13 protein-coding genes and 1 pseudogene are annotated in these 14910 nt (G+C 67.9%); 4 read left to right on the forward strand and 10 right to left on the reverse strand.

Annotated features, from left to right (window positions below; all coding sequences use genetic code 11):
- Positions 1 to 453 precede the first annotated feature (453 nt).
- Positions 454 to 864 (forward strand): universal stress protein, encoded by a 411-nt coding sequence (locus tag C2R22_RS16480; protein ID WP_103426730.1) that lies wholly within the window; start codon positions 454 to 456, stop codon positions 862 to 864.
- Positions 865 to 876: 12 nt separating this feature from the next.
- Here C2R22_RS16480 and C2R22_RS16485 read toward each other — a convergent pair whose 3' ends face one another.
- Complete coding sequence (locus C2R22_RS16485) at positions 877 to 1953, reverse strand: KaiC domain-containing protein (RefSeq protein ID WP_245902796.1); 1077 nt, start codon at positions 1951 to 1953, stop codon at positions 877 to 879.
- A gap of 154 nt (positions 1954 to 2107) precedes the next feature.
- On the opposite strand from C2R22_RS16485, the gene C2R22_RS16490 reads away from it, so the two are divergent.
- Entirely contained in the window at positions 2108 to 2935 is an 828-nt protein-coding gene (locus C2R22_RS16490) for an NAD(+)/NADH kinase (protein WP_103427717.1), read from the forward strand.
- 217 nt (positions 2936 to 3152) lie between these two features.
- Here the strand turns inward: C2R22_RS16490 and carB are convergent, their stop codons facing one another.
- The 5 genes from carB to C2R22_RS16515 form a co-directional block, all read right to left on the reverse strand.
- Complete coding sequence (gene carB / locus C2R22_RS16495; RefSeq protein WP_103426732.1) at positions 3153 to 6386, reverse strand: carbamoyl-phosphate synthase large subunit; 3234 nt, start codon at positions 6384 to 6386, stop codon at positions 3153 to 3155.
- Positions 6387 to 6638: 252 nt separating this feature from the next.
- Positions 6639 to 6884, reverse strand: a complete 246-nt coding sequence (locus C2R22_RS16500; RefSeq protein WP_103426733.1) for a hypothetical protein — start codon at positions 6882 to 6884, stop codon at positions 6639 to 6641.
- A gap of 63 nt (positions 6885 to 6947) precedes the next feature.
- Positions 6948 to 7481 carry a DUF5815 family protein gene (locus C2R22_RS16505; protein WP_103426734.1) on the reverse strand — a complete coding sequence of 178 codons (534 nt, stop codon included), beginning with the start codon at positions 7479 to 7481 and terminating at the stop codon, positions 6948 to 6950.
- 120 nt (positions 7482 to 7601) lie between these two features.
- Positions 7602 to 7853: a hypothetical protein gene (locus C2R22_RS16510; protein WP_103426735.1), complete on the reverse strand. Its 252-nt coding sequence runs from the start codon at positions 7851 to 7853 to the stop codon at positions 7602 to 7604.
- Between the two features lie 51 nt (positions 7854 to 7904).
- Positions 7905 to 8144, reverse strand: a complete 240-nt coding sequence (locus C2R22_RS16515) for a hypothetical protein (protein WP_103426736.1) — start codon at positions 8142 to 8144, stop codon at positions 7905 to 7907.
- A gap of 83 nt (positions 8145 to 8227) precedes the next feature.
- On the opposite strand from C2R22_RS16515, the gene C2R22_RS16520 reads away from it, so the two are divergent.
- A complete protein-coding gene (locus C2R22_RS16520; RefSeq protein ID WP_103426737.1) occupies positions 8228 to 9544 on the forward strand; it encodes a GNAT family N-acetyltransferase in 1317 nt (438 codons plus the stop codon).
- 197 nt (positions 9545 to 9741) lie between these two features.
- Positions 9742 to 10758 (forward strand): sodium:calcium antiporter, encoded by a 1017-nt coding sequence (locus C2R22_RS16525; RefSeq protein ID WP_103426738.1) that lies wholly within the window; start codon positions 9742 to 9744, stop codon positions 10756 to 10758.
- Between the two features lie 41 nt (positions 10759 to 10799).
- Here the strand turns inward: C2R22_RS16525 and C2R22_RS16530 are convergent, their stop codons facing one another.
- The 4 genes and pseudogenes from C2R22_RS16530 to C2R22_RS16540 form a co-directional block, all read right to left on the reverse strand.
- Positions 10800 to 12464: a DUF3604 domain-containing protein gene (locus C2R22_RS16530; RefSeq protein WP_103426739.1), complete on the reverse strand. Its 1665-nt coding sequence runs from the start codon at positions 12462 to 12464 to the stop codon at positions 10800 to 10802.
- A gap of 126 nt (positions 12465 to 12590) precedes the next feature.
- Positions 12591 to 12916 (reverse strand): annotated as a pseudogene (locus C2R22_RS16535) (translation initiation factor).
- 165 nt (positions 12917 to 13081) lie between these two features.
- Positions 13082 to 13210: a hypothetical protein gene (locus tag C2R22_RS27030; protein WP_281259244.1), complete on the reverse strand. Its 129-nt coding sequence runs from the start codon at positions 13208 to 13210 to the stop codon at positions 13082 to 13084.
- Positions 13211 to 13301: 91 nt separating this feature from the next.
- Entirely contained in the window at positions 13302 to 14873 is a 1572-nt protein-coding gene (locus C2R22_RS16540) for a DUF7827 domain-containing protein (protein ID WP_103426740.1), read from the reverse strand.
- Positions 14874 to 14910: the final 37 nt, after the last annotated feature.

The following is a 14910-nucleotide window of genomic DNA, read 5'->3' on the forward strand; positions in this document are numbered from 1 at the left end:
GACTCGTCGTCGGGCAGAGGCAACAGCACACGGGCGGGGTGGACCACAGTCACGAGCGAAGCGAGCGGCGAGGACCGCAGTCGGCTGGGGAGACTCGTGGCTTCAACGCCCTGGCAACCGCACGGTTTCCGTGCTGGTACCGATGCCTTCGAGAACAATCAGAAAACCCAGACGCTCGGACACGTCTCTACCGACCGAACCCACCGGACACACCTCGACTTCTTGTAGGAGAAGGCGGCCCGCCCACACTATGCGCTGACTGACACCGCAGGGCGTCTCGCGGGAGTGTGGTGCACCGCCCTGTGTCGCGTCGCCGGCACCGCCTGTTCGCCACACATCGCTCGACAGAGGTAGCGGGAGCGGACGAGAACGACCGGTGGGAACGACAAACCCCACGCCTTCGTGAGAGTCTCAGCCTCGGGCTTCTTGTCGCTCGACCGCGTACGTTTCAGTATGGTGAAGCGTATCCTCGTCCCGGTCGACGGGTCGCCGAAGTCGGAGAAAGCGATACGGTTCGTCACCGAGGAGTGGCCCGACGCGGACATCGTCCTCCTGAGTGTCATCGATCCGGTCGAATCCGGATACAGCGGGAGCGCGCTCCCCTCGGGGGCCGAAGAGTGGTACGAGCGTGCGCGAAGCGAGGCGGAGGCGCATCTCGCCGACCTCACGGCCGAGCACGGCATCGATGCGGAGCAGGTCGTCGTCGCCGGCCGACCGGCGTCGAGCATCGTCGAAGTCGCGGAGGACGTCGACCACGTCGTCATGGGCAGTCACGGGCGGACGGGAGTCTCCCGCGTCGTGCTGGGAAGCGTCGCGGAAGCCGTCGTCCGCCGGTCGCCCGTCCCCGTCACGATCGTCCGGTGACGGTCGACGGAGTCAGAAGAGGTTCGCCTGCTGGTGGACGCTGATACCCTCGCTCGTTATCTCGTAGGGCTTCGGCTGTCGTGAGTGGTTGGCGTCGCGGATCTTCTGTATCTCGATGGCCAGTCGGGTCTCCTGGAAGTTGTTCGACCGGACGTACTGGAGGACCAAGACGGCGTCCGAGAGGTACTCGATGATGCCGTATCGAGAGGCGAAGGGGTCGGCGTTGCTCGCCTCGCTCGTGACGAGCGTCGTCACGCCGGCCCTCTTGAGCGTGCGAGTGAACTGGAACACCTCGCTGCGACGACGGGCCGGATGGTCGTACATCATCTCCAAGAGTGAGACCGAGTCGAGGACGAGCCGTTCGGCGTCGAAGTCGCTGATGAGCCTCGTGAGGTCGTTTCGGATGCTCGCCAGCGAGTTCGCCATCTCGACCGGGTCGAGGTCGACGACGGCCAGTGACCCCTCCTTCTCGTACCGGCGGAAGTCCCAGCCCTTCTCCTCGGCGGTGTCGAGGACGCGTTGTCGGCTCTCCTCCAACGAGATGTACACCGCGCGCTCGTCGTTCTCCAGGGCCGTGTTGAGGAACTGCATCCCGATAGTGGTCTTCCCCGTGCCGGCGCTCCCGATCGCGACGATGAGCGACCGCGTCGGGATCCCTCCGAGAATCATCTCGTCCAGTCCCTCGATACCGAACTTGATCCGGTCGAGCTGGGAGTCGAGCTCCGCCTCGTCGAATTCGCTCGCGGAGAACCCACTCAGCTCCGCACCGTCGTACGGACTGCCGTTCGGCGTCGTACCGCTCAGGGACGACCCGTCGGAATCCGTTCTCGGGTCCGGCGCGCTGTTGAACGCCTCGGAGAAGTCCTGTGAGAACGGGGAGTCGTCGGAATCGGCGTCGGCACCTGCACCGCCGACGAACGGCTCCGTCTCAGCGGACGCGTTCGCGTCCGACCGGTCGGTAGAGACCGACTCATCGTTCGCGTCCGACTCGTGCACGGGGTCGTCGTCACGCTCGACATCGGTTTCGTCGTCCGGGTCCGTCCCCTCGTCGTCGAACGCGCGCTCGAACCAATCGTCGTCACTGCTCACGGGGAGACTCTCCCGGGGTCGAACTCGACAGAGCCGGCTCGGGCCGCCATTGGCCCCAGGTTCAGGGTGGGTGTTGATATATCTTGCCGCCTCTTTCTCAGTATCGAGTCTGTGGTGACGGTGGGCTTTTCTCACCGGGGGGGTTACGCGGGGTATGGAAGTCGGCATCGTCGCCCAGCGGGACAACGACCGCGCCGTAGCACTGGCACGGACGTTAGGGACGCGACTCGACGAGAGCGACGTCCGGGTTCGTTTCGACGCGACGACGGCTGCGGCGTTGGGTCGTTCGGACGGGGGCAGGGCGGTGGACACCTTCGACGAGTGCGACCTCGTCGTGAGTATCGGCGGCGACGGGACGTTCCTCTTCGCGGCGCGCGGGGCGAACGGGACGCCGATGCTCGGTGTCAACCTCGGCGAAGTCGGATTTCTGAACGCGGTCGGGCCCGACGAGGCCGAACGCGCCGTCCAGCGAGAGGTCGACGCGTACCGTCGGGGCGAACTCGGCGTGCAGGAGGTGCCACGGGTCGCCGCTCACACCGAAGCGTGGGTCGGCGAACCGGCGATGAACGAGATCGTCGTCCAAGGACCACGCCGCGGACGAGGCGGCGGCGGGCACGTCGAGGTCCGGGTCGACGGCGTGCTGTACGACGCCGGCGCGGGCGACGGCGTCCTCGTCGCCACGCCGACCGGGTCGAGTGCCTACAACCTGAGCGAGCGCGGCCCGCTCGTCCACCCGGAGGTCGATGGCCTCATCGTCAACCAGATGGCGGCCCGCGAGGGGATGCCGCCGCTCGTCCTGTCGTCGGACCACGACGTGACAGTCACCGTCACCGACGTCGAGTACGCCGTCGTCGTGAGCGACGGACGAACGAGGCGGGAAGTCGACCCCGGCACGGAGGTCCACGTAGGGCTGGCCGACCAGCCCGTCCGACTAGCAGGGCCAGCGGTGAACTTCTTCGAGGCGCTCGGCAAGCTCGACTGAATCGACGAAACACGAAGCAGGCCGGGTCGTCACGGGTTCGTGTGTGTCGGGGTGAACAGGTCACCGTCCTCCCCGTGACGTCCGAGCCTGGAGGGACCAGTACTCACGGAGCGGAGATAAGGGTTCGTACGGGAGATCCGGCAGAGTCGCCGAAGAGGACTCACGGACCCGATCTGTGGTCGTTGGAAGACGGACGCGAGAGGACAGGAGGTCGCGTCTACTCGCTCTGGCCGCCCCACCGGGCGACCTGTGTGGGCCGGTCGGTCACGGCGACGACATCGATGTCCTCGTCGTGGTGGCGGCGGGCTTCGAGCGCGGCCGTCGCGGAGGCGTGCGTCGAGAAGTACGTCACCTTCTCCTCGACGGCTACCTCCAGCGGGTCGCGGTTCCGCGAGACGATGAGGTCGATCTTACCCTCACGGATCGCGTCGGCGAACGCCTCGTCGGAGTCGAAGTCGACGAGGTCGTAGAACTCGGCGAAGCCCGCGACGAGTTCCTCCCCCTCCTCGGTGTCGGCGTCGGGGAACTCCTCGGCGGAGAGGTCGACCACCGCCGTCCCCTCGGTCGGGATGGGCTTGCCCGTCGCGGACTGAGCCTTCTCGTAGGCCTTGCCGAACGTCGAGGCCGTCCCCATCACCTCGCCCGTCGACTTCATCTCGGGGCCGAGGCGCGGGTCGCTCCCCTCCAGCCGGTCGAACGGGAGGACGACCTCTTTCACCGAGGTCTGCTCGGGAATCTGCTCCTGCACGTCGAGGTCGTCGAGCGTCTCGCCGGCCATCACCTTCGCCGCGAGTTTCGCGATGGGGACGCCCGTCGCCTTCGAGACGAACGGGACCGTCCGCGACGAACGGGGGTTCGCCTCTAACACGTACACCTCGCCGTCCTTCACGGCGAGTTGGACGTTGAGCAGGCCCACGGTTTCGAGCGCGACGGCGATGTCCTCGGCGACGGCGCGGACGCGCCCCATCACGTCCTCGTCGAGCGAGCGCGGCGGGATGAGACACGCGGAGTCGCCGGAGTGGACGCCGGCGCTCTCGACGTGTTCCATCACCCCGCCAATCAGTACCCGGGAACCGTCGGAGACGGCGTCGACGTCGAGTTCGATGGCGTCGGCGAGGAACTCGTCGACGAGGATGGGCTTGTCGGGGGAGACGCGGACGGCCTCCTCGATGTACTCCTTCAGTTCGTCGTCGGAGTGGACCACCTGCATCGCACGGCCGCCCAGCACGTACGACGGGCGGACCAAGACCGGATAGCCGATGTCGCGTGCGAGTTCGAGCGCCTCCTCTTCGGAGGTGGCAGAGCCCCCCTCGGGCTGGGCGATGCCCAGCGTGTCCATCAGCCGGTTGAACCGGTCGCGGTCCTCCGCGAGGTCCATCGCGTCGACGGAGGTCCCCATCACCGAACAGTCGAGGCCGCGGCGGTCGATTTCGGCCTCCACTTCGTGTCCGATGTTGACCGAGGTCTGCCCGCCGAACTGGACCATCACGCCGTCGGCGCCAGTCGCCTCGATGACGTCCGCGACCTCTTCGGCCGTAATGGGCTCGAAGAAGAGGCCGTCGGAGGTGTCGTAGTCCGTCGAGACCGTCTCGGGGTTGTTGTTGACGACGTGGGCGTCGATTCCCATCTCACGGAGCGCCTGAATCGCGTGGACGGAACAGTAGTCGAACTCGACGCCCTGTCCGATACGGATGGGGCCGCCGCCGACCACGACCACCGATTCGACGTCGCGGTCGACGCGGAGTTCGCCCGCCGCGGCGTCACCCTTCAGCGGGCCGCTGAAGAACTCCGTCATCCGCGAGGAGTAGTAGTAGGGCGTCTGGGCGGCGAACTCGCCCGCACAGGTGTCGACCTGCTTGTACGTCCGGCCGGGCACCTGCGTCTCGACGGTGTCGACGTCCGACCCCGTCGCGGTGGCGATGGAGGCGTTCGTGTGCCCGGCGATGGCGGCGGCGGTGAAGTCGCCGTCCTGTGCGGCGGCAACCGAATCGGTCACGCGCTTGTACCGTTCGACGTACCACGTCTTGATCCCGGTCAGCGCGGCGACCTCCTCGACGGAGTAGCCCCGGTCGAACGCCTCGAACATGGCGTACGCGCGGTCGGGCGTCGGCTTCTCGAGGTACTCGGCTTCGAGTTCCTCGTCGCTCACGTCAGCCCAGTCCGCCGCGGGTTCGTACTCCGAGGAGCGGAGCGCTTTCAACAGCGACTCCTCGAACGTCCGGCCGATGGCCATCGCCTCGCCCGTCGACTTCATCGCCGTCCCGAGCGTGAAGTCGACGTCGCCGAACTTGTCCTTGGGCCACCGCGGCACTTTGGTGACGACGTAGTCGATAGCCGGCTCGAACGCGGCGGTCGTCTCGCCGGTGATCTCGTTCTCGATCTCGTGGAGCCGCTTCCCCAGCGCGACCTTCGCCGTCACGCGGGCGATGGGATACCCCGTGGCCTTCGACGCCAGCGCCGAGGAGCGCGAGACGCGGGGGTTCACCTCCACGACCCTGTACTCGCCGCCGGGGGTGCCATCGTCGCGCCAGGCGAACTGGATGTTACAGCCGCCCTGAATGCCGAGTTCCCTGATCACTTCGAGCGCGGCGTCGCGCATCTCCTGGTGGCCCTCGTCGGGAATCACCTGCGAGGGGGTGACGACGATGGACTCGCCCGTGTGGATGCCCATCGGATCGATGTTCTCCATGTTGCAGATGATGATACAGGAGTTGTCGGCGTCGCGCATCACCTCGTACTCCAGTTCGACCCACCCGGAGATGGACTCGGTGATGAGCACCTCCGAGTTCCGCGAGAGCCGCAGTCCCTTGCGGACGCGCTCGCGGAGTTCCTCGAAGTCGTCGACGACACCCGAACCCGACCCGCCCAGGGTGTAGGTGGTGCGGGCGATGACGGGGAGGCCGCCGACCTTCTCGACGGCGGCTTCGACCTTCGCATCCATCGCTTCTCTGTCGAAGTCCGTCACCGACTCGCCCTCGTCGAGCGAGATGGTCGTCGACCGGGGGACCGGCTGGCCGATCTTCTCCATTCTCTTGCGGAAGAGGTCGCGGTCCTCCGTCGCGTAGATCGTATCCAGGGGAGTCCCCATGACCTCGACGTCGTACTCGTCGAGGATGCCCTCCTCGGCGAGTTCGGCCGTGACGTTGAGTCCGGTCTGGCCGCCGAGGCCCGCGATGACGCCGTCGGGCTGTTCCTTCCGGATGACCTCCGCGATGGCCTCGGTCGTGATGGGTTCGATGTACACCCGGTCGGCCATCTCGGGGTCGGTCATGATGGTCGCAGGGTTGGAGTTGACGAGGACGACTCGTGCGCCCTCCTCCTGAAGGGCGCGGCAGGCCTGTGCGCCCGAGTAGTCGAACTCCGCCGCCTGCCCGATCTGGATCGGCCCACTCCCGATGAGGAGGATGGTTCTGTTCTCCGAAGCCGACTCCGTCCCTGACTCGTCGGTCATTACGTGGTCGAAGTCAGTTCATCGTAATAAGCGCGACGAATTTCTACGAGAAGCGCAAGGGAACTTCGAAATTCGTAAACCCGCGCGTGAAGCGTGCCAGACCGGCACGACCGGAGCGAACCGGTCCGATCGGTAGAGCGCTGTGAAATCGAACGGGCGAGACGGGGTCGAGCGGCGAGCGGTCTCTTCACCCGCCGGTGCGGGCGGGTCGCGGTCGCGGTCGGGACGTGAGTCTGTGGTGTGCTCGCCGTGCTAGGAGTACGATGACGAGGACGACGACGCGGAAGACGAGTGAGAGAGACGGTACCGGTACGGGCTCTCGCGGAGCACTTCGACCTCGCCCCGCTGGGCCCAGCGGCCGAGAACAGTTGCCACTCGGTGGGCGCTGTCGAACTGGTCGTGCTCGTCGAGGAGCGACAGGATCTCTCGCGCGGTCAACGGCTCGTCGGCCTCGGAGAGCACACCCCGAAGCGGTTCGAAGTCCGTCTGGGGGTGCATCTTCACGTCATACGTATACACGGAGACGACTTAGCGTTCAGTGAGACGGGAGTCAGACAACCGTCAGACGTAGGCGTCCTCCTCCGAGAGGTCGCGCTCGGCGCGGTACTGGTCTACGAACTCGCTAACGTCGAAATCCAGCATTTGCGTCTCGAACTCCGTGAGCAGCGAGTCGTCTTCCGCGTGACTGACAGCGTGTTCCATCAACTCGACGACGAGTTCGACGATGATCTCGTGCAGCCGTCGGGCGCGGAAGTCTGTCACCCAGACGATACCGGCGCCGACCTCCCCGTCGTCGCTGACGTCGGCGGAGACGACCGCTTCGGGGAACTCCTCTTTGACGAGCGCCATCAGGTGCGGCGTCCCGAACTCGGGCATCTCGTCGCTCGTCGTCTCGATAGCCTCTCTCAACACGTCGACGAGGAACTCCGGGAGGAAACGCTCGGGCGGGTGGACGTCCATCACCGTCGCGTGTGACTCGCCACACGGGCACTCGAACTCCCGCATGCCCAGGTCGATGCTCCGAACACGACGGGTCCGCCCACAGGGGAGGTCGAGTTCCGCCCCACGGCCGCCGGGGACGCGCGGTTCGCTCATACCCGCGATTGGGAGCGTCGTCGTTTAAACGTCGCGCTCTCGGGAGCGACCGAGCGACGAAAACGAGAGCGAGGGAGGTTCCGGCGAGAGCGTGGGGGAAGGGGCGCCGACGACCCGCGGTCAGGCTCGTGCGGTGACGTACAGCAGGGGTCCGACGACCACGAGCACGATACCGAGGAACAGGTAGTGCGTCGGGACCAGCGCCTGCGGCGTCAGGAGGAAGACGACGCCGAACGTGATGACGTGCAACGAGAGGAGCTTCTGTGACTTCAACGGGAGGAGCCCGACACCCCCGAGGACGAAGACGAGCAACAGCGCCTGCCCGACGTTGTACTCGAGCAGGAAACTGTCTACGAGCTGGAGCGGAACCATGTTCGAGATTCCGAACGAATCGGCAATTAAAGTTCCGTTCTGTCGGGAGGGTCAGCGGTCGACGGGGCCGGTGAGGTCCAGCGGACGAATCCAGCCGTACCACACGAGGAAGATCATCCCGGCGTAGCCGAGAACGAACACGATGGTTCCCACCCCGGCGTACCCCGCCTCCCCGAGGAACCGTCGGGCGAGTCCCGGGAGGACGATACCGGCCACGACGATGGCGAGCAGGAGCAGCTTGTCGCGGGTGAAAAAGCCCGCCCCGTTCGCGTCGTCGACGCTGTCTGCCATGTCGGGACGTTGGACCGGACGAACCTCAAGCTCTCGGTTCGCGAACGCGGGACCGTTTTGTCGTTCGGCGACCTCTCTGGGGTATGTCGCTGGCGTACCGCACCGTCCTCGACGACGACGAGTACCGCCCCGTCTATCGCTGCCTCCTCCGATACGCGTTCGCCCCCGAACGAGGTCCCGACCCGGACGACGAGCCGTTCGAACAGCCCGCCGAGGTCGAACCCAGAGGGCTGTACGAGACGGCCGGAGAGACGTCCGACGGCGACCCGCATCCGAAAGTCGACGCCGGCCGCCCGCGCGACGCGACGGACGTCCCACCGACGAACCTCGTCGTCGCCGGCGCGCTCGTCGACTTTCGGATGCGAGTCCGCGGCGCGTTCCGACCGGTCGGCGGCGTCACCGCCATCGCCTCGCCTCCCGAGCGCCGCCGCCGCGGCCACGTGGGGGCGCTCCTCGACCACATGCACGAGGAACTCCGCGGACGCGACGTGGCGGTGGCCGCCCTCTGGCCCTTCTCGCACGCCTTTTACGCTCGATTCGGCTACGGCCGAACGAACGACTATCTCATCTGCGAATTCCCGCCCGACGCGCTCGACGCGCCCGCGGCGACGCCCGAAACCGAAGGAACGTTCCGTCGGCTCTCCGCGGACGACCCGGACGACGTCGACGCGCTCGTGGCGCTCCACGAGCGGAGCACGCCGGAACCGCTCGCGGTCGCTCGCTCCCCGGACTGGTGGCGGCTCCGCGTCTTCCGCACCTGGACGACCGAACGGTTCGTCTACGGGTGGGGCGACGGTGGCGACGGTGGTAACGGCGGCCTCCGCTCGTACCTCGCGTACCGGGTGGAGGACGAGGGAGAGGGTCGGACCCTCGCGGTCGACTACTGGGGCGCGGCCGACGAGGAGGCGTACCGTCACCTCCTCGCGTTCCTCCGCAACCACGACTCACAGGTCGCACAGATCCGGTTCCTCGCGAGCGACGCGAGCCTCCTCGACCGACTCGCGGACCCCGACGAGGACGTGACCACGAAGGTAAAACCCGGCCCGATGGTCCGCGTTGTCGATGTGGAGGCGGCGCTGTCGGGGCTCGCGACCCCCGCGTCGGACGACCGGGTCGTCCTCTCGGTTCGCGACCCGCGGTACGAGTGGAACGACGGCCGGTTCGCGGTGGGAGTGGAGGGAGGGCTGACGACGTGCCGTGCGGTCGAGGCGGGGAGGGGAGAGGCCGAGCAGGCAGTCGACATCGACGTCGGCGCGCTCTCTCGGCTGGTCGTGGGGGCACGGTCCGCGACCGACCTCGCGACGCTGGGCGGCGTCGACGGCGACGCCGAGTCGGTCGCGCGGCTCGACGCCCTGTTGCCCGTCGAGACCCCGGCCCCGTACCTCCGGGAGTGGTTCTGAGGGTTCACGCGCGGTGGTGCGGGTCGGGGACGTCCCGTGTGACGGCGACGGGTCGTGTCTCCTCGCTCGTGACGAGAAACGGGGGTTTCGTTCCCGGACGGCGATATCACACCGGCCGAAGAACCCGAGGCGACGAGTAATCGATTGACAGCTCCGAGATGACTGGCTTTTTGACGCGCCCCTCCCTCCGGGGAACCGTGCTGGACGTGCTGTTGCTCGTCGTGTTCACGGTCGCCGGAACCGCGCTCGCGTGGAAGGGCGGCGACTACCTCGTCAGCGCCTCCGAACGACTCGGTGGCCACTACGGTTTACCGCCAGTGGTCCAGGGCGCGGTCATCGCCGCGGTCGGTTCGTCGTTCCCCGAACTGTCGAGCACGGTCATCGCGACCCTCAGGTACGACGCGTTCGAAATCGGCGTCGGCGCCGTCATCGGCTCGGCGGTGTACAACATCCTCGTCATCCCCTCGGTGTCGGCGCTCGCCGGCGAGGGCCGCCTCGCCTCGAACCGTGACCTCGTCTACAAGGAGGCGCAGTTCTACCTCCTCTCGCTGGCGGTGCTGCTCCTCGCGTTCACGCTCGCGGTGCTGTACTACCCGGTCGAGACGACCGCCGAGTCCCTGGACGGGCGGTTGACGTGGTTCCTCGCACTCCTCCCGATGGCGCTCTACGGGCTGTACGTGTTCATCCAGTACCACGACAGCGTCGACTACCGCCGGACGGCCGTTCGAAAGAGAGTCGACGTCCGGCGGCAGTGGGCGATTCTCGCGGGAGCGCTCGTCGCCATCCTCGTCGGCGCGGAGTTCCTCGTCCGCGCGGCGGTCGGCTTCGGCGAACTGTTCGACACCTCGGCGTTCCTCTGGGGCCTGACGGTCGTCGCCGCCGGGACGTCGATTCCGGACACGTTCGTCTCGGTGGCGGCCGCGCGCGTCGGCAACGCCTCGGTGAGCCTCGCGAACGTCTTCGGCTCGAACGTCTTCGCCCTCCTCGTCGCGCTCCCGGCCGGGGTGCTCGTCGCGGGCACGGTCACCGTCGACCTCGCAACCGTCGTCCCGATGATGACCTTCCTCGTCTTCGCCTCGGTCGCGTTCTTCGCCATCCTCCGCACCGACATGCTGTTGACGACCCGCGAGTCGTACGTCCTGCTCTTCTTGTACCTGGTGTTCATCCTGTGGCTCGTCGCCGAGAGTACCGGCGTGACGGGTTTTCTGCCGTGACGACCGTGGCTGCCGAACGCTCCGAACGACGATCAGTGACGTCACTCGACCTCGACCCAGATGGGCCCCGCCCACGCCATCCCCGCGTAGTCGTCCGGCCGGGCGGCCTGCGTCACGCGGACGTAGTAGACGTCGGCGTCGGTTCCTCGCTCCGAATCCCACCACATTCCCCGTACGGGGTCGGTGTCGGTCCACGTCTCCTCGACGGTGAACGTTTCGAGCGGCGCGTCGGGGTCGGCGGTCCCGTCGACGGTCCGCCAGGGCCGGTTGTTCTTGACGACGCGAACGCGCTGGAGGGGCGCCGTGCCCGCGACGGCGACCCTGACTTCGCGCGGGGAATCGCGTGACTCGACGGTGACGGTGCTGTCGCGTTCGCCGAACGCGACTCCGTCGATAGAGAAGTCGACGAGGATACGGTGGGGCTGGGTCGTCCCGTAGGTTCGCCGCGACCGCAACGCTGCGAATATCGCCTCCCGGGTGAGTTCCGGCGCGCGGAACGCCTGCAACCCGCCGGGGTACGACTGTTCGTTCCAGACCCGCCAGATGTGCGACCAGCCGACGCCGTCGGCGAGCCACTCGTCGAGCGAGGGGAGGTGCGGGTCGGCGTGGATGAGCGAGTGTCCCGGGTGGGGGCCGTGGTAGTCCGCCGACGCGACGAACCCGACGCGGTAGCCGAGGCGGAGGGCGTCCCGCGCGTAGTGACCCGCCCTTCCGACCTCGCCCTGCCCCATCGCCAGCGGGAACCGGTTCCCCTCGACTCCCGGGCGTTCGCTTGAGCCCCACTGTGAGTACACCTCCACGAGCGGCGCGAGTTCGTCGTCGTAGTCGACGGCGGAGAAGTCGAACGGGTACATCGCCTCCGCCGGGTGGTGCGGAACGGTGACGACGTCACCCGCGTGTTCGGCCCGCCACTCCCGAAGCCGCGACCACAGCGCCTCGTACGTGTTCGTCTCGCGCGCGAGCGAGTCGAACAGTTCCGCCTCGTCGACGCCGTCGAAGTAGACGTTGACGTGTCCGGCGACGTTCGGCTGTTTCGTCCACTCGTACCCGAAGAGGGTGACGAACTCACCGGGCGTGTAGAAGCGCTCCGTGGTCGCCTTCATCCGGTCGAAGTACCGGCGGTGCATCCGCCGCCGCTGCAACTGCGGCGGGATGAAAAAGCCCATCGTGTCGTGGTCGGTGTAGGCGACGACGTCGAGCGCCATGACGTCGCGGCCGAAGCGCATCCCCGTCTCGATGTCTCCCGTCCCGTCGGAGAGCCGCGAGTGCAGGTGCAGGTCGCCCCAGTAGATCCGCTCTTCGGGGGGCGAGGCGTGGACCCGAACCGGGTTGGAGACGAACCGCTGCCCCTCGTAGTGGAACACGAGATACTGCACGCCGGGCGTGCCGAACGAGACCGACGTCCGGGCGACGCCGTCGTGGCCGTCGGGGAACCGCACCGCCCCGGGAACAGAGGCCGCATCGTCGGTCGTGTCGAGTCGAACGGGACCGTCGACGCCGGGGAAGAGCCGTTCGTACTCGTCCCACGCCTGGAGCGTGAGCGTCACCTCTCTACCGACGACGGCGGTCGACGGGAGGACGGCGTGGAGGCGGTCGAACCGACCGCTCCGGCTGTCCCAGAGTTCGCGCAGCGACGGACGGCGCTCGCTGAACACGGCTGCCGTCTCAAGCGCCTTGTGGAGCGGCCCGGTGTCGAGGCGACTCATGCCTGAGGGTAGCACACCGGACGGGATGAACGTCTCGCCCGACAGATCACAGAAACCGCTGTCACTGTGTACCGCTCCGACCGCCCGGCAGTGTGCGGTCGATGGCGGACGGACTACCAGCCCCGGTCAGGGCTCGACGACGAATCCGAGGTCCGAGAGCGCCGCCCGGAGACGCTCGTCGTGCCGTCCCTGCAGTTCGATGCGCCCCTCGTCGACGCCCCACCGACGGCGAGTCGACGCTTCAGCGCGGACGCCGTCGCCTTGAGTTCGGTGGCGTCGAGGTCGAACCCGTCGACGACGGTGACGGGCTTCCCGTATCGGCGGGTGTCGTGGGTGACGACGAGTCGCTGCTGGGCGCGGCCGAAGTCGGCGTCGATACCGAGGTCAGCGGGGAGTCCCGAAATCGACCCGAGGTCCGTGGTGTCCTTCGCTTTCTTTGCCTTCTTTGCCACGGCGAGGGAACGACAGCGGACGCTAAATAGGCAGACGGTCGTCCGAGAAGCAAGGCGGTCGTCCGAGGCCCGCCAGTCGAGGACGGCGGTGGGTCGACAGTGTCGACGGACGGCGTCGTCACTCGGCGGGTACGATCAAGAGCGGGAACCGCAGAGGGGACAGCCCTACTCGCCCGGGCTGTTGCCGCGCTGGTACTTGTGTACCATCCGCCACATCGTGTTGTCGAGGTCTTCACCGGCAGCCGCGTCGACGAGTTGTCTGTAGAGACTGTCTGAGACGGTGATTTCGGGCATCACCACACCGTATGTCTCCGCTCCATATAATACTACTGTTATACGGAATTGAGTTAATTGACGGACAGTGAGACAGTCGCGCGGTGGAGAGTTACGCGGGGCGCCCGACGTGGGGCCCGGCGACGGGGCGACCGTTCTCGCGGACGACGAACCGGACCTCCGAGCCCGCGAGTCGCTCGGTCAGCGTGACGTCGACGGACGCGGTCCGGTCGGCTTCGACCGTCAACACGTACACCTGCAGGACGTTCGGGGCCGACTCCGAGGAGACGTGGAGGGTGAGTTCGGAACCGGGCGCGAGCGTCGTGGTCACCTCGACGGGGACGGTCGGCGCGTCGACGGCAAACGTCGACGCCGGACGGACGAGCGTGACCCGTCGTTCGACCACGGTGAACGTGGTCGTGAGCGTGCGCGCCGTGCTCACCCGGGGGTTCGCCGGCGTCAGGGACAGCGTCGCCGCGTACGTGCCGCGGTCGAGCAGCGTGGTGTCGAACACCACCGAGAGCGTGTCCCGGTCGCTGTCGGCGAACACCTCGTGGACCGCCGGCGAGACCGGGCGAGCGTCACCGACGCTTCCGTTCGCGTCGACCGGCGCGAGGCGGAGGTCGAGACCGTTCCCGAGCGCGCCGCTCCCGACGAGGCCGTACTCGACCGTCCCCACGGTGCGTCGGTCGTCGACGGTGACCGCGACGGCGTCCGCGCCGCTACGGTCCGGGTTCGTCACGGGGAGTCGAACCACGAGGACGTCGCCGGCGGTCGCGGGCGGCGCCTCGGCGAACGAGACGGTGACCCGACCCTCGCGGGGGAGGGTCACGTGTGAGACTGCGGGCACGAGGTCGACGTCGATATCGCCGTCCCCGTCGCGGTCGTAGCCCACTGCGAGCGTCTCGCGGGAGACGCCCGCGAGGTCGCTCGGCACGCCGCCGTCGCCGGCGTCGTAGTCGACCGTCAGGGTCGCGGGGGTGTCGTTCGTCGCGAGGGTGTGGCGGACGACGTGCGTCGACTCCGCGTTCGGGGCGCTCTCCGTCGCGTAGACGAGGTTCGCTGCAGGCGCGTCGTCGAGGCGCGCGACGCCGCCGATGCCGCTCGCGTGGAACGTCACGACCGCCCAGTCGCCGGCGGCGGCCGTCCCGTTCGACGGGAGGCTCGCGACGTCTGTCGGTCCTGCCGGATGGGCGTCGCGCGGAGCGACGGACGGTACTGCCGCGTCGAACGTGGCCGCCGTGAGGTCGAGGCGCGCGCGGTCCTCGACGGGCCCCTGGAGTGCGAGCGCGTACGGCCCCGTCGCCAGCGGCGCGGACCGCCTCGGAGACTCGCGGACGACGTGGGCGACACGGTCGGCGCCGACGGCGTCGTACGCGACGCGTTCCGTCGCCTGCCACCCGGCGGCGAACGTGTTCACGCGGACGACGACGAACCCGTCGTCGTTCACGTCGACGACCGTCGCTCGGGCGTGGTACCCGGGGCCACCGACGACGAGCGACACCGTCGACCCGCTCGGGACCGAGAGGTCGACAGCGACGACGTCGCCCGCCTGCTGTTCGTAGCTCTCGGCGCCGAACCCGCTTCCGGGCGCGGCCGAGACGGGCGGGACCGCCGCGAGGGACAGGACGCTCACGAGAACCGTGGCGCACACGGCGGCCACGAGCGCGCGGGAGGGGTGCATGTGACGTTCAGTCGAGCGGGAGCTAAGTCCTTTGTGG

Origin of the sequence: Salinigranum rubrum (assembly GCF_002906575.1) — an archaeon.
GTDB lineage: Archaea > Halobacteriota > Halobacteria > Halobacteriales > Haloferacaceae > Salinigranum > Salinigranum rubrum.